Annotated in this window: 17 protein-coding genes and 4 tRNA genes; 9 read left to right on the top strand and 12 right to left on the bottom strand. The window is 39.0% G+C overall.

The features are described 5' to 3' along the window. Positions 1-5: 5 nt before the first annotated feature. The 10 genes from metI to DBR32_RS02900 form a co-directional block, all read right to left on the bottom strand. Positions 6-662 carry a methionine ABC transporter permease MetI gene (gene metI / locus DBR32_RS02945; protein WP_124634780.1) on the bottom strand — a complete coding sequence of 219 codons (657 nt, stop codon included), beginning with the start codon at positions 660-662 and terminating at the stop codon, positions 6-8. Next, positions 655-1,683 carry a methionine ABC transporter ATP-binding protein gene (locus DBR32_RS02940; RefSeq protein ID WP_124634779.1) on the bottom strand — a complete coding sequence of 343 codons (1,029 nt, stop codon included), beginning with the start codon at positions 1,681-1,683 and terminating at the stop codon, positions 655-657. The genes metI and DBR32_RS02940 overlap by 8 nt, the downstream gene beginning before the upstream one ends. Next, complete coding sequence (locus tag DBR32_RS02935) at positions 1,676-2,140, bottom strand: DUF4395 domain-containing protein (protein ID WP_124634778.1); 465 nt, start codon at positions 2,138-2,140, stop codon at positions 1,676-1,678. Before DBR32_RS02935 ends, DBR32_RS02940 begins: the two co-directional genes overlap by 8 nt. 12 nt (positions 2,141-2,152) lie before the next feature. Further along, complete coding sequence (locus tag DBR32_RS02930) at positions 2,153-3,193, bottom strand: EamA family transporter (protein ID WP_124634777.1); 1,041 nt, start codon at positions 3,191-3,193, stop codon at positions 2,153-2,155. A gap of 811 nt (positions 3,194-4,004) precedes the next feature. Continuing rightward, positions 4,005-4,388, bottom strand: coding sequence for a hypothetical protein (locus DBR32_RS02925; RefSeq protein ID WP_124634776.1), 384 nt, complete (start codon positions 4,386-4,388; stop codon positions 4,005-4,007). Between the two features lie 13 nt (positions 4,389-4,401). After that, the gene (locus DBR32_RS02920; protein WP_124634775.1) at positions 4,402-5,454 is read right to left on the bottom strand and encodes a hypothetical protein; all 1,053 of its coding nucleotides are present in this window, start codon (positions 5,452-5,454) and stop codon (positions 4,402-4,404) included. 59 nt (positions 5,455-5,513) lie between these two features. Then, a complete protein-coding gene (locus DBR32_RS02915; protein ID WP_124634774.1) occupies positions 5,514-6,662 on the bottom strand; it encodes an HBL/NHE enterotoxin family protein in 1,149 nt (382 codons plus the stop codon). Between the two features lie 22 nt (positions 6,663-6,684). Further along, positions 6,685-7,737, bottom strand: a complete 1,053-nt coding sequence (locus DBR32_RS02910; protein WP_124634773.1) for a hypothetical protein — start codon at positions 7,735-7,737, stop codon at positions 6,685-6,687. A 34-nt stretch (positions 7,738-7,771) separates the two neighbouring features. Beyond that, positions 7,772-8,173 (bottom strand): hypothetical protein, encoded by a 402-nt coding sequence (locus tag DBR32_RS02905; protein WP_124634772.1) that lies wholly within the window; start codon positions 8,171-8,173, stop codon positions 7,772-7,774. A 243-nt stretch (positions 8,174-8,416) separates the two neighbouring features. Then, the gene (locus tag DBR32_RS02900; RefSeq protein ID WP_124634771.1) at positions 8,417-9,211 is read right to left on the bottom strand and encodes a DUF6591 domain-containing protein; all 795 of its coding nucleotides are present in this window, start codon (positions 9,209-9,211) and stop codon (positions 8,417-8,419) included. 424 nt (positions 9,212-9,635) lie between these two features. Here DBR32_RS02900 and DBR32_RS02895 point away from each other — a divergent pair, with 424 nt between their 5' ends. After that, positions 9,636-10,580, top strand: coding sequence for an IS1595 family transposase (locus DBR32_RS02895; protein ID WP_124634770.1), 945 nt, complete (start codon positions 9,636-9,638; stop codon positions 10,578-10,580). A gap of 320 nt (positions 10,581-10,900) precedes the next feature. On the opposite strand, the gene DBR32_RS02890 is transcribed toward DBR32_RS02895, so the two are convergent. Further along, positions 10,901-11,200, bottom strand: a complete 300-nt coding sequence (locus DBR32_RS02890) for a hypothetical protein (RefSeq protein WP_124634769.1) — start codon at positions 11,198-11,200, stop codon at positions 10,901-10,903. A gap of 235 nt (positions 11,201-11,435) precedes the next feature. On the opposite strand from DBR32_RS02890, the gene DBR32_RS02885 reads away from it, so the two are divergent. The 3 genes from DBR32_RS02885 (at position 11,436) to DBR32_RS02875 (ending at position 14,204) form a co-directional block, all read left to right on the top strand. Next, complete coding sequence (locus tag DBR32_RS02885) at positions 11,436-12,335, top strand: hypothetical protein (protein ID WP_124634768.1); 900 nt, start codon at positions 11,436-11,438, stop codon at positions 12,333-12,335. Between the two features lie 10 nt (positions 12,336-12,345). Continuing rightward, positions 12,346-13,020: a hypothetical protein gene (locus DBR32_RS02880; protein WP_124634767.1), complete on the top strand. Its 675-nt coding sequence runs from the start codon at positions 12,346-12,348 to the stop codon at positions 13,018-13,020. Between the two features lie 728 nt (positions 13,021-13,748). Next, on the top strand, positions 13,749-14,204 hold the full coding sequence (locus tag DBR32_RS02875; protein ID WP_124634766.1) for a cold-shock protein: 456 nt from the start codon (positions 13,749-13,751) through the stop codon (positions 14,202-14,204). 68 nt (positions 14,205-14,272) lie between these two features. On the opposite strand, the gene DBR32_RS02870 is transcribed toward DBR32_RS02875, so the two are convergent. Then, positions 14,273-14,467 (bottom strand): cold-shock protein, encoded by a 195-nt coding sequence (locus DBR32_RS02870; protein WP_124634765.1) that lies wholly within the window; start codon positions 14,465-14,467, stop codon positions 14,273-14,275. A gap of 540 nt (positions 14,468-15,007) precedes the next feature. Here DBR32_RS02870 and DBR32_RS02865 point away from each other — a divergent pair. From DBR32_RS02865 to DBR32_RS02845, 5 genes are all read left to right on the top strand, one after another. Beyond that, positions 15,008-15,094, top strand: a tRNA-Leu gene (locus tag DBR32_RS02865). A 41-nt stretch (positions 15,095-15,135) separates the two neighbouring features. After that, a tRNA-Val gene (locus DBR32_RS02860) sits at positions 15,136-15,210 on the top strand. 21 nt (positions 15,211-15,231) lie between these two features. Next, positions 15,232-15,306, top strand: a tRNA-Val gene (locus DBR32_RS02855). Between the two features lie 23 nt (positions 15,307-15,329). After that, a tRNA-Val gene (locus DBR32_RS02850) sits at positions 15,330-15,404 on the top strand. A gap of 648 nt (positions 15,405-16,052) precedes the next feature. Next, positions 16,053-16,877 (top strand): AraC family transcriptional regulator, encoded by an 825-nt coding sequence (locus DBR32_RS02845; RefSeq protein ID WP_124634764.1) that lies wholly within the window; start codon positions 16,053-16,055, stop codon positions 16,875-16,877. Positions 16,878-16,956 lie beyond the last annotated feature (79 nt).

Below are 16,956 nucleotides of genomic sequence, written 5' to 3'. Positions count from 1 at the left end.
TATGTTTATCGGTGATTAAATCTTTTGGAAAGGCGATCGCCTAAGTACTGAATACTAAAGACCAGTGCGACTAGTAAAGCCAGTACCAGGTTCATGATGACGGTATCATAACCGATATAACCATACTGGTAACCGATCTGTCCCAAACCTCCCGCACCTACCGCTCCGCCCATCGCGGCATAGCCAACCAGGGTGATCAGTGTGATGGTTGCATTGTTAATCAGGGATGGCAATGCCTCCGGAAGCAATACTTTTGTAATGATCTGTAGCAAATTAGCGCCCATTGCTTTGGCCATTTCGATCAGGCCGGCCGGGACTTCCAATAGGCTATTTTCTACCAGACGGGCAATAAATGGTGCCGCCCCGATACTCAGCGGGACTAATGCGGCACTGATCCCGATCGAGGTTCCGACTAAGGCGCGGGTAAAGGGAATCATCCAGACAATCAAAATGATAAACGGAATGGATCGAAAGACACTGACCAGAACGGATAAAACACGATTCCATAGCCGATGCTCGAGTACTTGACCTTTTCGGGTAAGAAATAAAATGATCCCCACAGGAAGTCCTAATATAAACCCGAAAGTACCGGAAACAAAAGTCATGAATACGGCTTCCCAAAGGCCTTCCAGCAATAATATAATAGTGGTTTCGTTAAGCATATCCTTTGAGCGTATTTTTGATATTATGTTGATGAAAGGACTGCATGATGGTAGCATTTTCCGTAGTGTTTCCCTGTAACTGCAAGAGTACTTTTCCGAAGTTTGTATTTCCGGAATAGGTCACATCTGCCTTTAGTAGTTTGTAAGGCGCTTTTGCACCCGCAGTGATTAAAGACAAGAGTTTGTCAAAGGAAATATTACCGTTAAGCTGTATTTCGATAAGCGGAAACAGGCCGTCCTGCGGCACTTCCCGGAGTTTGCTGTTCAATTGTTGTGGCAGCGTCATGATAGTAGGATTTAAAAATTGTTTAATAATAGGATGTTCGGGATCAGCATTTAGCGCCTCCGGATTGCCTTTCGTGATTAGCTTTCCCTGATCGATTACCGCTACCTCATTGCATATGGCTTTGATCACCTCCATTTCGTGGGTAATCAGTACAATGGTGATCCCGAGGCGTCGGTTAATGTCCTGCAGCAATTGTAATATAGATTGTGTCGTGGCCGGATCCAGGGCGCTGGTTGCCTCATCACAAAGCAATACATAAGGATCATTGGCCAAAGCCCTCGCAATAGCTACCCGTTGCTTCTGGCCACCCGAGAGGTTTTTAGGATATTCTTTAGCCTTGTCTTCCAACCCTACGAGCTTCAGTAAGCGGGTCACGGTTTGGCTGATTTTAGCTTTGGGCAGATGTTCCAGGACTAAAGGCAAGGCAACATTATCAAAGACGGTTTGGGAAGACAGCAGGTTAAAGTGCTGAAAGATCATGCCAATCTTTTTGCGGGCCCTCGCTAATTCCCTTGCGTTTAGTTGGCCCAGGTCCATACCCTTCACCAAAACTTGCCCCTCATCCGGGCGTTCCAAAAGGTTGATACAACGGATCAGTGTACTTTTTCCGGCGCCGGAAAAGCCAATGATACCCAGTATTTCTCCCTCCGCTACTGTCAGGTTTACCTGATCCAGTGCTTTGAACGATTGCTTTTGCAGGCTAAAGGATTTAGATATGTTTCTTAATTCAATCATGATTGTTGTTTCGGGTTTTGTTATTGCTTCTGTTAATAATAGGGGCTACAAACCAGTCATAGACATAACAGCCCAGGCATATCTTAAAAATAGATTCCAGCACGGCACATAAGATCAGTACACCGCCTACCGCGTATGCCGCTCGATAGTATTGTAACCATAAAAGAACTGCGATACTTAAAGAAAATACCATGCCCAGCAAGGCCGCAAATTTTTTGGGTGCCACAAAAACGGGTTTGGGGTTAACCTTTAATAAAGCAGCTATGGCTTTTGCCAGGGCCGCAAGGGGCGAGGTTCTTGTTGTAAAAGCACGGATGGAAAAGTCGGCCGTTAAGACAAGCATAGGTACCACCCAATGGCTTATGATGGCAATCTGCGTGAGGATAATCACCTGTGCGGCGATAAGCCGTACGACCGTCTCCTCTGTATAGTATTGAGCATGCATTTTTGAGTTCATGAGTTTGTTGTTTTATTTGCGAATGGAGGAAGAATAGTTTCTTTTTTCTTTTTGCAGTTGTAGTAAGCGGCTGACATTAACAGTATGTAACCAAACCCTTACCGTTCTTCTGATTTTTACTTTTGACCGTTTAGACAGTTTAAAATACTTCGTTACATTCGTCAGCAAGACACCGGCTAAGATGATAAACAAACCGAATAGCTGGTGGCCGTTAATGACTTCACGGGTAATGATCCATCCGGCAATCACGGCCACAATAGGATTGATATAAGTATGGGTACTGACTAAAGCCGCGGGCCTTACGGAGAGCAACCATATATAAGAAAGATAGGCAACCACAGATCCGAAAATGATCAGGAAAGACAAGCCTATCCAGGCCGATGCAGGAGCTGCTGTAAAAGAAAACTGCTGCCATTCGTTTCGGAACAATGCAATTAATAAAGAGGCCAATCCAGCCGCAATCAATTGTTGGGCAATATTCATGATGGTGGTATGGCTTGCAGGATTCTTTTTAGAATAAAGCGAACCGAGCACCCAGGAAATAGAACTCAGCCCCAGAACGATAAAAGCAGTGACGCGGGTCATGCCACTCGTGGCATCTGCACTACCTGAATGCACGCTGCCTTTCAAAAAGAAGATCAGGCCGGTAAAGCCTATGACGAGCCCGATGGGAATAAATTTGTCTGCAAAATAAAATTTCCAGTTTGCCTTATCGATGGCGATAAACCAAAATGGACCTGTGGCAATAGCAATAGCCGCTTCTGAAGCTGTAACATATTGCTCTCCCCAGGCGACAAGCCCTGTACCACCGGTAAGGATGAGGATGCCGGTGATGGCATTCTTCTTCCAGTTATTCAAGGAACGGGCATTTGAACCCTTGGCCAGTAAAAAGCCAAGGATTAGGATACCGGCTGCTAAAAAACGAAAGCCGGAAAGAATAAAAGGAGGGAAGCCCTTTAGGCCGAAGGATATGGCTAAAAAGGTTATCCCCCAGATGACGTATATATTGGTGAAGGCAAGGGGCACCAACCATTTGTTTTTTTGAAGATTCATTGTTTAATTTTTTTGCTTGATTACGGACATAAAAAAAGGCTTTACGTTGTGTCGTAAAGCCTTAAGAATATTAAGAATTGGGGCTAAACACAACAACATCGGGACATGCGCATACAACAACATACCATAATATGGTTCATATGCTTATGGTTAATGATGGAAATGTTTACGGATGTGTTGTTCATTGTTTGTTTTTTTGAAGGGATAACATAAAAAAATCCACCGATACAGTATCGGTGGATTTTACATTGTGTAATTTCTATATCCAGGATTATCCGATATCATAGTGTTTTAGTGGCATAGCCATACAACAAATCATCATAGATGCTTTGCAAACGTTATTATGTCGGATGAAATTTGGTGTCATTTTTTCTTTTTTTACTGCCTTGCAAGAATACAATCTTGCCGAAAGTGCAGGCAGCAAATATAGTTATTATTTTAAAAAACCTTAAAATATTTATGTCAACTTTATATTAACCCTGCCATTTATATCGGAAAGTGTAGCCATAAAAGGGTAATCAGAAAAATGATTTCGCCTTGATTTAGGGCTTGTAAATAACAGATGTTGCCATACGTGGTAAAGCAAAACAGCGATGTCTAGAGACGCCAAAAGGCGCGATAGAGAAGCCTGCTCAGCAAGTGTACGGGGTCATGGGCAGATATGTGTCCTGAGCTGAAATTGCACATACAATTCCGGGGCATTAATCCCTTTAGCATCCTTCATTCTGTATAGCTAAAGCGCAATATGTTAAGACATCAATTTTGACAAAGCAAAGTAGCCAAGTAATCTGCTGAATAAGCAAGCCTATATTTATTGTACCTCTATATAGGGTATGAAACTCATATTTTTACCATCGACGGAAAGGCTAAGCTGGTAAGTATATCTGCCGGGATCTGCTTGTATACGGCCTTCCCATACCTCATTTTCGAGACCCGTATTGACCGGTCGGCATATATGCTGTTCTACCAACTGACCGCTAAAACCCGTTATCGATACGGTACTATCGGGGCTTACCGGAACGACACGCCATTTAACCAGTTGCCCTGTTTGCGTGAGGGTATGCAGGTCGCACTGTCCTTCGTTCCAGGAACCGAGAAACTTTAAAGAATCGGCAAGGTATACATTGTTGCACAGGTCATTTGCAGCTACCGCCCCGAGGCAGTCCACCACCACTAAAATATCTATAATAGCCATAAGATTGATTGATTTAAGGACAAGAAATATGTACGATGCGCAGTGGTGCTTCTTTAATCGCCTCCGCATTTAGGTGTATCGCCTTCCACTGAGCGCAGGCCGCTGTAAACCATGCTTTGCCAACAACGTAGTATTGTGTCGTTTCTGCCTTTTCTATCTTATCTGCTATGTTTTGCAGTTCATCGGCCTGTTCCTGCCACAATACTTTAAGCCCGTCTAAAGCTGAGGAGATCAGGTCTGCATCTTGTATGGCGGTGACTACCGGCATGATCAGGGTTTGCAGTACGGCTATCTGCCGGGTATCGTCCGATATGGTGGCCATATCCTGCTGGATTTTGTCCTGGTAATTGTTTATAGAGGCTTGTATACTCGAGATCTGTGCTTCTGCCTCAGCGATACTCCCTACACCGATACCGGCAAGGATGAGCGACAGCCCACCTGTGAAGGGAACAAAGATGATGCCGAATATCGTTTCTATAATACCGGTTGTTTCTGCGGACTTGGCCTTGGCGATGGCCTCGCGATCAGTCTGTATTTGTTTTTGCAGATCAATTATTTTATTGTTTATGGCCGCTATCTGGCTTTGATAAGTAGCTTCCTCTGCTTGTATCTCCTTAACTGTTTTGGCCATAGCATCACGTGCAGCTTGCATCTTTATCGCAAAATCCCTCAAATTACTTTCATATTCATTGATACTGCTGTTGAGTTGGACAATCGGTGTGGCCAACTGTTGCAACAGGTTCAGCAGTTTTGGCTTCACGCTATCCTCTTCGCCGGCAATTAATAAATCAAAATAATGATTAATAATGTCCTCGTTGTTTGTGAAATTTTGGCCACAGGCAATCGACGTATTCAGTACATATTGGTTGAAGTACAGCGAACCGCTGATGCGCCATGCCCGTACTAATCGCTGTGCCGTTACCAGTTCGGTTTCCAATAGGGCATACCATGAGCTTTGTGAGGGTTGTATGTAGACTTCTACGATACCCTGACAAGAGGCATTGAGCATTTGCATGGCATTGGCACTTTGATTGATCTGCTGTATTATTTTATTATCGTTTGCCATAGGATGTATATTAGAAAGAAGCCCCGCTTTATAGCAAGGGCTTCTTCGGAAAATGAATATTATGCTACTTTTGCTGACATTGGTAATGTTTTGCTTTCTACGTTTGGCGTAACCATACCCACCAACTGTTGTGCAAAAGCCAGAGCGATCTTCCACTCTTTCTGTGCTGCTTCTACATAACCTTTGTTTACAATGGCATACAGCTTTTCATCAGCGCTTTCCAGCTTATCTTTTACCCCTTGCAGTTCTCCTGCAAATACCTGCCATTGGGTACGTACATCGGAGAGTGCCTGTAAGCCATTCGCCATAGAAGTAATGGCTGAAGAACTGGACATCTCTAAGCCTTTTAAGGCAACGATCTGGCGTTTTTCATCGGCAATCTTCTGCTGATTTTTGGCAATTTCATCAAATTGTCCGTTGATTTTGGACTGCATAATGCCCCAGGTGACCGCGCCACCCACGACCACTACGGCTGCTGCTCCGGTAGCCCAAAGAGACTGTCCGCCCGTAACCGGTGCCAAAGCAATACCGATTACGCCAATAAATACGCCGACACCGATCGCCCCGGCACTGATCGCAATTGCCTTGTTTTCTCCGTCAATTTGCGTGCGCAGGTTGGTAATAGCATTATTCATCTTGTCGATATCAGATTGCAGTTCTATCTCCAGGTTCTGTATATTAGTAGTACCACTGCTGAGTTCATCATGGGCTTTTTGCATGTCTTTACCCCAGTTTTTTAGCTTGTCTTCCATGGCAACCACATTCTTGATAATCTTATCGACTTCGTTAGACAAAGCATCAATCAGTGCGAAGGTCTGTTGTACGATAGGATTATCTTTTCCCCTCGCCATCGGATCTTTGTCGACTAGTGCCAGTATCTGTGTGGTCATGGCATCGTAAGTAGTTGCGTAATCAATGATTTGATTCGGAATCGAAGCCGTGAGCTTAGGTGCCAGATCATTAATCCATACACCTGCGACAACTTTAGCCGCATCTAATTTGGCATTCAGATCGTCAAACCACTTTGGTTTGGGTGTAAAGGGTACAAACTGGGTATTGAGTACACTATGGCAGGATGCGGTAACGACCTGCATCGACAGGAATCCAGTTTGCACCTTTTTGTCTACAGGTACATCATCGCCATTGTTGTTTTCAGAAAGAGCGAAAGCCCTTTTGCGCATTGGTTGAGATGAGAATTTTGCTTTCATTGCATTTGTGTTTTGTGGTTATTTATTTAGTGGTAGGAATTTGTATTGTTACGGCCTCGCCCGGTAGCGGGCTTGCGGTCATTTTCTGGCAATAGCCTGCTATTGTGGTCCAGGTGGCTAATGCAGAAGGCATACTTTGCAGGGTAAACATCCTGGCCGGGTCAGAACCGCTGTTCAGCGCATCTATGGCTTCATTGATTTTATCTTCTTCGGCCGTCCAAATGGAAGCGAGATAGGGTAGTGATTTGTGCAGGCCAAGGAATTCTTTCTCCAGCTGGTAACAGGTTTGCAGCACCATTTTAGTGGCCGCCGCCGCTTGTGCGGTATAGCTGGCTTTTAGTTGCAGCTCATTGAGCTGATGCAGTGTATTGGCAATATCCGCATTGTCTTTGTAGACATCGTAAAAAGTTTTTCCGATGGTAAAGGCCAGGCCGAGCATCGATAGGAAAGACACGCTGGAACCTGCCACGGTCACCAGGCCATACATCATAGAAAGGCTAGACTGTACATAAGATTGCCCGCTGCGCAAGCCTATGCCGGACATGTCATCCTGCAGGTTGCCCAGCTGATCCTGTAGTTTTTGTATCTGACCGGCAATTTCTGTAATGATCTTGATCTCGTCATCCAGTTCTTCCCAGCCGGCTTTAATACTTTCATCCAATAGGGTCTGAATATTCTTAAAACGCTTATAGCGCTCATCATACGTCTGCGCTGCCGCTTCTATTGCATTTCTCGATTGCTGTACACCGGTTTTTAATTGTTTCAGCACTTGTATCCATTGCTCTTTGGTCGTGTAATAACCGATATTGGCGGTGAATCCTTCAAATAAATTGGTATAAGTGATAAAGGAAAGCAGCACTTGCGACCAGACATTGGGTTCGTCCATCATCCAGAGGCCACTTTGGTCGCTCAGCAGCGATATCCGGTTTCTGACAGCTGGCAGCCAGTTGGGGTCTTCGGGTAATATGGCGATCCGGATATTATTACAGCTATAGGCATAGCCTTTGAAATTGATCATGCCGGAATAAGCAAGCGCGAGCCGCTCGCTTGTATCATTTACATGGGGACATAACATATCTACATTTTTAAATGGTATAAGAAGAAGTTTTTTAGGCAGGGTTTATGACTTCAAGAAAAGGATCAAAAGTCATTTGTTTCCCATCTATGCTCAGCACGCAGGCATACTGATAGGGGCCCGTCACACCGCGCGCCTGTACGCGTCCTTCCCAATAGATATCCCCCTGAATGCCTTGCTGGCTTGGGATACATACCTTTTGATCAATCATAACACCGACAAACTTGACAATATTCACATCTTCATCAGGGCTGATTGATTCTACACGCCATTTAATAATCTGTCCGTCATAGCATTTTGTGTGTAGTTCACACTGTCCCTCATTCCAGGAGCCGAGGTATTTATTGGTGTCTACTAGGTACACATTGCCGGAGAGGTCGCCGCTGGCCACCGCACCCAGTGCATCAACGATAATCAGTACATCAATTGTTTTCATTTTTTTTCATTTTTTTAAATTAGGAAAGAAGTTTCTTGTATTTTTTTATCATAGTGTGGTGAAATATTATTAATTAGGGCATCCACTTACGATAATACATGAAAGATTTAAAAATATTAAGGGACTCCAATTGGAGTCCCTTAATTCTAACAAGCCTGTTAGCTTTCTAATCCATTAAAGGCCAACAAGAAATACAATACTTTACTATATTACCATATTAATTCCTGATAATAGTACAATGTATTACATCATGTCAACCATTGCATTAGACATCTTTGTTTGAAGTTTAATATAACGCTTCAATTGATCTTTGGTTAATTCTCCTTCGTTTGCTTTGATTTTGTTATCAATAGCTTGTGCTTTCTCCATTAATTTAGGATATTCATTCATAACGGACACATCTCCAGCTTTAACTTTCTTCAACGCACTAATGTATCCGTCTATAAATTCTTCATAAGAACGAAGCAGTTCTTCATTATTTGAAGATGATGCAGTTACTGTTTGTGGTTCAACATCGTTTACCTCTGTTGATGTGTTATTATCTATAGCAGACGTTATTTTGAATGATTTTACTTTTGAAGTTAATTCTTTGTCTACGGACCATCTTACAGTAGCCGTTTCGCCATTTTGTAAGTTTATTATTGAAATAATATCGTCTGAACTAAAAACACCACCTAATCCGCTTTCAGAAGCATTCTTAACTTCTAATGAGTTACCTTTTTCATCTAATAATTCAATACCAAATCCAATATGAGTGCTTTTTCCTGCTTGTTCTGTACCGTATGGAACAGTTTTATTTGGCTCAAACGGTAAATTAGCCGATTTGCGTTTAATAGTAACGGAAATCACGTTGAACATTCCACTATCATCAATCTTGTACTCTTTATCAATGACTTCATAATAGTCGCCTATCGGGCCATTAATTTTGGTGCTTTGTGGTTTAATAGCCGCAGATGTCTCTTTGGTTGAGCTTGATTCGTTTTTACAGCTCGCAAAGAACAGTCCTAACATCAGTGCAGGAATGATAATCTTTTTCATTAAAAATGAGTATTTGTTTCTCCCCAGACCCGAAGAAGAGATTTATAGAATGAAGAAAGCGTGGGTACTGTTAACAAACTTCATTCCACGGGCTCTGGTAAGCCTCGAACTAAAATAAGCAACAGCCCACGCCATAATGTATATAGCGCAGGTCAGTTTACCTATTTCTCGTTCTTGTAAATTTACCAGATTCGTGGAAGAGAAAAAGTTAAACACCTTCTATGTGTAATCAATATTGGGGCATTTTATATGCCTAAATAACTCGACAAAATTAATCAAATTATTTTTCCCATAACCATGTTTTCTATAAAAGTCATCGGATTTAGCGTTCCTTTTGCGCATTGTTTGTTTTGATCAAAATTGAATCTTAGCGTTTTTTCTGCTCAATCTCTTATAATTTTTGGAAATATAGGATAAGTGTGATATGAAAATATCCACTAGATTAAATCCCGAAAAACTGTTCAAATTCATATCCATCACTGAATTGATATTAGCCTTCAATACAGAAGAGAAATGTATTGACTTTCTAGAGCATATAATATGGAAAGGCGTTGTTGTTTCACCATTTGATAAAGATTCCAAAGTTTATAAATGCGGTAATCGATATAAATGCAACAAGACAGGAAAGTATTTCAATGTTAAATATGGAACGTTCATGCATGGCTCTAAAGTCAGCATGCAGAAATGGATTGCAGCCATTTGGTTCTTTGTAACTCATAAAGGAGGTTTATCATCAATGCAGCTTCATCGGGAACTTGGTTTAACACAAAAGACAACCTGGTCAATGTTGCACAGACTTCGCAACTGTTCCAAATTTGAGAATATGCATAAAATGAAAGGCATTGTTGAAGCTGATGAAACTTATGTTGGCGGTAAGAATAGGAATCGACACCATGACAAAAAATATAAAAAAGTACAAGGCCGTAGCTATAAGGATAAAGTCCCTGTATTTGGTTTGATTGAACGTGGCGGAAAGGTAATGGCACGTGTAGTGCCTTCCGTCAAGGCTGAAGACTTACAACCTATTATATGTGGAACAGTAGAATTATTTAGTACTGTTTATACAGACGAATGGGGAGCATATCATGGTTTAGGATTAACGTTCGATCATGCAATTGTAAATCATGGTCGTAAGCAATTCGTGAACGGTGATGCACATAGTAATACGATTGAGAATTTTTGGGGTAACTTAAAAAGGGGAATCATCGGCGTTTATCGTGTTACTTCCCGTAAGCACTTACAGAAGTATTTAAACGAATTTGTGTTTAAGTATAATACCAGGAAAAGCAAACCCTTTGAGAATTTGATGCATTTACTGTCCAACTCGATGAAGTCTAAGAAGACTTATCGAGAGCTAATAGGCTTATAGAATGAGATTGTTAAGAGTATAATTTCTTTAAAACTGATAAGATTTGAAAATGGCACAACAACCTATTTAATAAAATTCGGTTTATACTAGGACATAATTATGGCATTATCTAATATCAAATATTAGAATTATGTTTAGAATTAAACACGGTCCACGCTATTATATAAAAAGCTTTTTAATTAATAAGGGATTACGAAAAAATAAAAAAGGAAAATTTAATCCATATTGGAAGTGGATATGGCGAAAATACATGATTTTCGATTGTTGGTTTTTTAGGAATTTTTGGCTTAGATTTAAATATATCGAAAAAAGTAAAGGATTTAAAATCTAGTGCTTTCTTTTATAACCTGTGATTTGAAATTGTACCTAATATTTCCCAAAAGATTCTTTATTAGATCTTTTATTGCATCTGGCCGTGGTAAAGCGTTATAAATTCCCTTAGGTATATTTACTTGTCTGTAATCAATAAATATAAGTGTATTATTTATAATCCTCTCATTCATTCTATATTTGTCAACTCCATAAGTTTTACATTCAGATATTACCTTGTTAAATAATTCCTCAAAATCTATGTCTTTTTGTAGAATAGTTATCAAATATTCTGTTTGTGACTGTAACATATTTATTTAATTTAATAGTGAATTAGTCAGAATTAAACAAAGATAGATACTTAATAGTCTTGCTATAAACTTTTGTTTACAGCAATCAATGCATTATCATAATTCAGAGACAATTAGTATATAAATAAAAGGCAGACATATCTTGTCGTATTAGATAGTTACCTTTATTTAAGAATTACGCATTAAATTTATTGCATATTTCAAAACAACCTATTATGTTTGCATAAAAAATCACATGGATGAGACTTTAGAGATTTACAAAATTGATTCTACAATAAAGTATTGGTTTATAAGATCTGATGGTGGACAAAATTTTGAAACATATTTAGAAAATGATTTTATTGCAATTGGGTGGAATGATATCACGCTTCATGATTTGACACAGATTCCAGCGGAACAAGCCAAACAAAAAATTGCTAATGTTTATAATTTGCCATTAGATCAACGTTCTAATCGTAATAGTGTAACAAGGATTTACAATAAATTACATAATTTTGTGAATCTAAAGAAGGGTGATATTTTTTTCATCCCAAGTGAAAATTCGTCGAGGCTGGCCTTTGGTGAAATTTTGACCAATCATGTTGAAGTATCAGAAAATGTAATAGGAAATTGTTCTCATTATAAGAGAAGAGCTGTTAAATGGCTGACCGATGCATTACCAATTACATCATTAGATCCAACGTTCTTTAAAATCAGGAAACCATGGCATGCAATAAGTGAAATTTCGACAGATTATCAATACTATATTGATAGTATAATTCATGACCTCTATCAGAAAGAAGATAGTACGCATTTCGTCTTAAGAGTTACTCAACAGAATGAAATTAACTTAGTAGGATTAAGTAAAGCACTCACAAATCTTGTTGATATAATGAGGCTTGTAAATGAGCAGTTGTCATTAGGGGAAAATATTGATGAAAGCACCATTAGAATTAACTTGCAATCACCGGGTCTGTTTAACATTAAATTTTCTGGATCTGCACTTGCATTAGCTGCGTGTTTGCTTGGCGCAACAGGATGTAAAGAGAAGCAAACACCTCAAGTACAACAACAGATAGATAATATTTACACTCAAAACAAACAACATATAGATAGTAGTAAGCAAGAAATAGTAGGTATGGGTATTAATCTATAAATCTAATATTATGTTACCAAATATTTTGCCTGGATCTGATAATTTTTTTAAATATCTTCTAACTGCTGGATTGATATTGCTATTTTTTGCAATTGTATATCCATTACAGCAAGAACAAAAACTGAAATTTGAGCGTATTACATTAAAAATTGAAGAAGAAAAATTAAGTAATGATACAGCACATTTGAGAATAAAAATGTCAGAAATCAAATCTCTTCAAATTACTATTCAAAAACAAATAGATGTTTTAAAAAAATTGGAAGAAGAAAAGGGAGAAAAATCTTTAGAAATACAAAATAGTAAAATTGAATTATTAAAGTATTTTAATGAGAAAAAAGAAGATGGTCTGAAATATGCAAATGAGATTGAAATTAGCAACCTAAAATTGAAAGAAGAGAAGCAGAAAATAGAAGAATTAAAGAACCAAATTTTTTCTTATGTATTTTTTAAATGTATTTTTATAATTGTTGGTATACTATTTTGTTTGGGTGGTTTTAGGTTTTGGTTGGGTACAACATATGCTGATGAGCTAACTAAATCAGGTCAACCATTTGATTCTAACTATAAAACCAGCTATGTTAGATACATGAATTATTTTAGAAAATATATTTTTTGGACCAGTCTAACATTAATACTTTTATTAATCCTTGTATGGAAAATTGCTAATTGGCTAACTCCTCTTTAGAAGATTAAACATTATAAATATAATGGGACTCANNTGAGTCCCATTATATTTATAATAATTTCATGTATTATAGTAAGTGAGTGCCTTAATTAGATAAAGTTAGATGGCAGATATAGTGAAAAAGCAGATAGAAATACCCATTTTTTAAAACAGGTATTTTTACTTGCCAATAAGTACAGGCTTAGCTTTGATGTGGCTGTTATCACCGTATAAGTGCCAGCTGGCGCTTTGGCTTTGATGCTTCCGTTTTTACGATTCCTTTTCCGGCTTGGTTATAACAGGCAGAATAAATTGTAGAATAGATGGCTTGTTTATGGCCGCCCGTTTCAGGAAAATATGTAGCTTCTAAGTATATTTATACGACCGGGTAGTGCAAGAGTGCTACGGCTACCTGAGCATGGCGGAATAGCAGGCGATGCCCTTTTGAAATATTTTTTCGGGAAGCCTTAAACGGTCTTTGACGCATATGGCCTTCAGGTGATACAAGAGGGGAGGGGTTTCTGCTTTAATATAATAAGGCCGCTTTAGCGGAAACAGACCCTGAAAAGCAGCCGATATCATTAAGGAATAGGTAGTGTCGCTAAAATATACGATATTTGCATATAAGGTCCATTCCTCCATCCACTGTTGATACGCTTAGAAATAAGGTTCTTTTATTGCCAAAGTCTCTACTCCTCTATCTCCACTCATACTCAGGGAGAGACTGATTCATCACTTTAAATTTATTTATGGCAAGACCAAATGAAACCAGCAATAAAAAAGAAATTGCAAAAAAGAAAAGAGAAAAACAAATTGAAAAAGCGGAAAAGAAAGAACAGCGTTTAGCAAATTCCAATAAGGGTAAAGACTTAGAGGATATGATTGCGTATGTTGATGAGAATGGTAATCTTTCTTCTAAGCCGCCAGATCCGCGCAAAAAGAAAGAAGTTAATGTAGAAGATATTTCTTTCTCTGTAGCGCCGCATAATTTGCCGGTGGCAGATAAAGTAAAGTATGGTACCGTTACATTTTTCGATACCGGGAAGGGTTATGGATTTATCAAAGAAAAAGATTCTAACAACAGTTATTTTACACACAGCAATGATCTTACTGAAATGATATCAGAAAATGATAAAGTTTCTTTTGAAATTGTGAGAGGTAAAAAAGGAATGCAGGCGGTAATGGTTAAGAAGCAACCACGCTAGACTTCGATACAAAACTAAAAGGGGCATGATATAAATATCATGCCCCTTTTCAATTAATATATTGAAAGTTAGATAACTCTTACATTAACTGCATTTGGACCTTTTTGGCCGTCCTTCAAATCGTATGACACGCGGTCATTTTCACGGATTTCATTGCTGATAAGGCCGCTCGCGTGAACGAAAAGGTCGGTTCCTCCATCTGCTGGTGTGATAAAACCAAATCCTTTGGTTGTGTTGAAGAATTTTACTGTTCCTTCTTGCATTTGATAAAATTGAAATAATTAATAAAGCACAAAGATAAGGAAAAATATTGGAAAAAATAATAATTTATTCTTTTTTATTCTTTTTTAACCTTCCAGCCCATGTTTTAAGCGCTGAAGTAAAGCAAATAAACAAGACTGCTTAATGTTGTTTTAAACTGTAGATGAAGCCTGATAGATAGAGCTGGCGCGATGGTATCGATTAGTTGCTATCTTGTTTTTTTGCCTATTGGCTATCATATTTGCCCTGCAGAAAGGGCATATGTAAAATGATAAAAAATAATGGATACTATATTACTTATATAATAGATGGTGTACGGATGATTTATTTATGAGTGCTTCTGTTTTTAATTCTGTTTCGTCCAGTTTTTCATAATGCCATCCGGTAGATTATATGTACTCTTTAGGATACCATGATTTACTTCAGAACCTTGATGTAAAAGGGTTTGATGCATGCCGGATAAAATATTCTAATCTTTTTTTGTTTTTTAGAAAAACTGATTTACCTTTGCTGTCCATTCGAAAAAATCGGATGATATTGAGGCCCAGATGGCGGAATTGGTAGACGCGCTAGACTCAAAATCTTGTATTCGCAAGGATGTGCAGGTTCGATTCCTGTTCTGGGCACCAAAAATGATTTAACAGTAAATCATGGTTTTTGAAAATTACTTGGAAGCATAGCTCAGCTGGTTCAGAGCATCTCGTTTACACCGAGAGGGTCCGCGGTTCGAATCCGTGTGCTTCCACATCGTTCTTTTAATATTTTTGGAAGCATAGCTCAGCTGGTTCAGAGCATCTCGTTTACACCGAGAGGGTCCGCGGTTCGAATCCGTGTGCTTCCACATCGTTCTTTTAATATTATTTTGGAAGCATAGCTCAGCTGGTTCAGAGCATCTCGTTTACACCGAGAGGGTCCGCGGTTCGAATCCGTGTGCTTCCACATAAATTTTTCCTCACTATTTTTTATAGCGAGGATTTTTTGTTTATAGGCGTTTTGATAATCTTATCCTGAAGTCGTATATAACAAAACAGCGGTAACATTACCGCTTCCACTATTTCGGGTTATATAATCATTAGCCTAATCCTACTGAAAACACCACCGCTTATCAATGATTATCATGTTTTATTTCTGCTGTTTTTAATAGTGTATTTTTGAGTACTAAAGGTACTTGGGGCAGCAGGGTACTATGGCATGATAATGCTCAGTATTAAATTCGTTTTCATAAGTATTTATTTAAGTGCCGGTATCGTTGTATACGCTAATTGCCCGTCCTGGATTATTATAAGGCAAGGGCAGTAATGATGATATTAAATGATACTTTAAGGACATTTTTTTAGTGCGGCCGGGATGACGAAAAGAGGAATAGTAGCTTTCTCATATTCGCTAATCATAAATTTTAATGTTATTATATTCGATAGGAAGGATAACATATTATGTGCTTTATTTGCGATAAGATAAGTGTAATATAGCGTTAAGGGGATTGTACAAAAGACAGTGTTTTAGTGTCCGGCTTTTTGCTGCTTAATGATCTTAATGATTAAGATTATTTTCATAATTTGAAGCGCCGGTTATTTAAAAATATAGAAAATGAAAGCAGATATTTACCAGACCTACAAATATTCGGATGATGATGTAAAAAGCAATATCGCCCGGTTTGTACAATTAGATAATCCGGGAAGTTATCCCTTCGATAATTTTCATGCCCATGAGTATAATGAGGTGATGGTTTTTCTGAAAGGCGGAGGCACCCACAATATTAGTTTTCAGCATTACAATATAGAAGATAATTCGATACACCTGATTGCTGCGCGGGACCTGCATTGGGTGGAACGTCATATGCAATCCAGTGGTTTTGCAATCGTATATAAGGAACAGTTTTTATATAAATTAGCGACCATAAACCCGGAAATAGACTTTCGGCATATTTTTGACTATTCCCGTATCATTAGATTGAATGAAGAAGAACAGCAGAAATTTGCATTTATCTTTCGGGAAATGCAGGATAACGCCGGGGATAAACTTTATATGCTGCAATTAATCGGCGCAATGCTCACGAAGATTGCCACCTCCTTTCATCACATTCCGCACACGCCAAAAACCAATGACCCGCTGTTGCAGAAAATTATTTCTTTGATCCATAAAAACTTCAAACGAAACTGGACCTTATCGCAATACGCGGCATTATTACATGTTGCGCCAAGAACCTTACAGAACAGGATCAAACAGGCATCCGGACAAACCGTAAAGCAATTGGTCCAGGATCGAATCTTAAAGGAAGCAAAACAATTGCTGATCACCTCAGATCATAATATCAATGAAATTGCGCTGGAACTTGGATTTAAAGAAGCCGCCCACTTTACCAATTGGTTTAAAATGCAGGCCGGCGTAACCCCTTCGGAGTTTAAAATATAAAGAATTTCCCTTTTTTGCAGTATAAATACCTCTTTTTGCAAACAGTATGGCATGATTATGATGGAGATTTGTAGGATAA

It is taken from the genome of Taibaiella sp. KBW10, from assembly GCF_003852495.1.
GTDB lineage: Bacteria > Bacteroidota > Bacteroidia > Chitinophagales > Chitinophagaceae > Edaphocola.
The sequence above is the reverse complement of the archived record's forward strand: the minus strand, read 5'-3'. Positions and strand labels throughout refer to the sequence as shown.

What these genes read in the sequence shown, in the direction of transcription:
- DBR32_RS02905 (WP_124634772.1), bottom strand. Translation starts at nt 8,173, where the DNA reads ATGAAAACAATTGATGTACTGATTATCGTTGATGCACTGGGTGCGGTG.
- DBR32_RS02870 (WP_124634765.1), bottom strand. Translation starts at nt 14,467, where the DNA reads ATGCAAGAAGGAACAGTAAAATTCTTCAACACAACCAAAGGATTTGGT.
- DBR32_RS02900 (WP_124634771.1), bottom strand. Translation starts at nt 9,211, where the DNA reads ATGAAAAAGATTATCATTCCTGCACTGATGTTAGGACTGTTCTTTGCG.
- DBR32_RS02890 (WP_124634769.1), bottom strand. Translation starts at nt 11,200, where the DNA reads ATGTTACAGTCACAAACAGAATATTTGATAACTATTCTACAAAAAGAC.
- DBR32_RS02940 (WP_124634779.1), bottom strand. Translation starts at nt 1,683, where the DNA reads ATGATTGAATTAAGAAACATATCTAAATCCTTTAGCCTGCAAAAGCAA.
- DBR32_RS02885 (WP_124634768.1), top strand. Translation starts at nt 11,436, where the DNA reads ATGGATGAGACTTTAGAGATTTACAAAATTGATTCTACAATAAAGTAT.
- DBR32_RS02920 (WP_124634775.1), bottom strand. Translation starts at nt 5,454, where the DNA reads ATGGCAAACGATAATAAAATAATACAGCAGATCAATCAAAGTGCCAAT.
- DBR32_RS02915 (WP_124634774.1), bottom strand. Translation starts at nt 6,662, where the DNA reads ATGAAAGCAAAATTCTCATCTCAACCAATGCGCAAAAGGGCTTTCGCT.
- DBR32_RS02925 (WP_124634776.1), bottom strand. Translation starts at nt 4,388, where the DNA reads ATGGCTATTATAGATATTTTAGTGGTGGTGGACTGCCTCGGGGCGGTA.
- DBR32_RS02880 (WP_124634767.1), top strand. Translation starts at nt 12,346, where the DNA reads ATGTTACCAAATATTTTGCCTGGATCTGATAATTTTTTTAAATATCTT.
- DBR32_RS02935 (WP_124634778.1), bottom strand. Translation starts at nt 2,140, where the DNA reads ATGAACTCAAAAATGCATGCTCAATACTATACAGAGGAGACGGTCGTA.
- DBR32_RS02895 (WP_124634770.1), top strand. Translation starts at nt 9,636, where the DNA reads ATGAAAATATCCACTAGATTAAATCCCGAAAAACTGTTCAAATTCATA.
- DBR32_RS02875 (WP_124634766.1), top strand. Translation starts at nt 13,749, where the DNA reads ATGGCAAGACCAAATGAAACCAGCAATAAAAAAGAAATTGCAAAAAAG.
- DBR32_RS02930 (WP_124634777.1), bottom strand. Translation starts at nt 3,193, where the DNA reads ATGAATCTTCAAAAAAACAAATGGTTGGTGCCCCTTGCCTTCACCAAT.
- DBR32_RS02845 (WP_124634764.1), top strand. Translation starts at nt 16,053, where the DNA reads ATGAAAGCAGATATTTACCAGACCTACAAATATTCGGATGATGATGTA.
- metI (WP_124634780.1), bottom strand. Translation starts at nt 662, where the DNA reads ATGCTTAACGAAACCACTATTATATTATTGCTGGAAGGCCTTTGGGAA.
- DBR32_RS02910 (WP_124634773.1), bottom strand. Translation starts at nt 7,737, where the DNA reads ATGTTATGTCCCCATGTAAATGATACAAGCGAGCGGCTCGCGCTTGCT.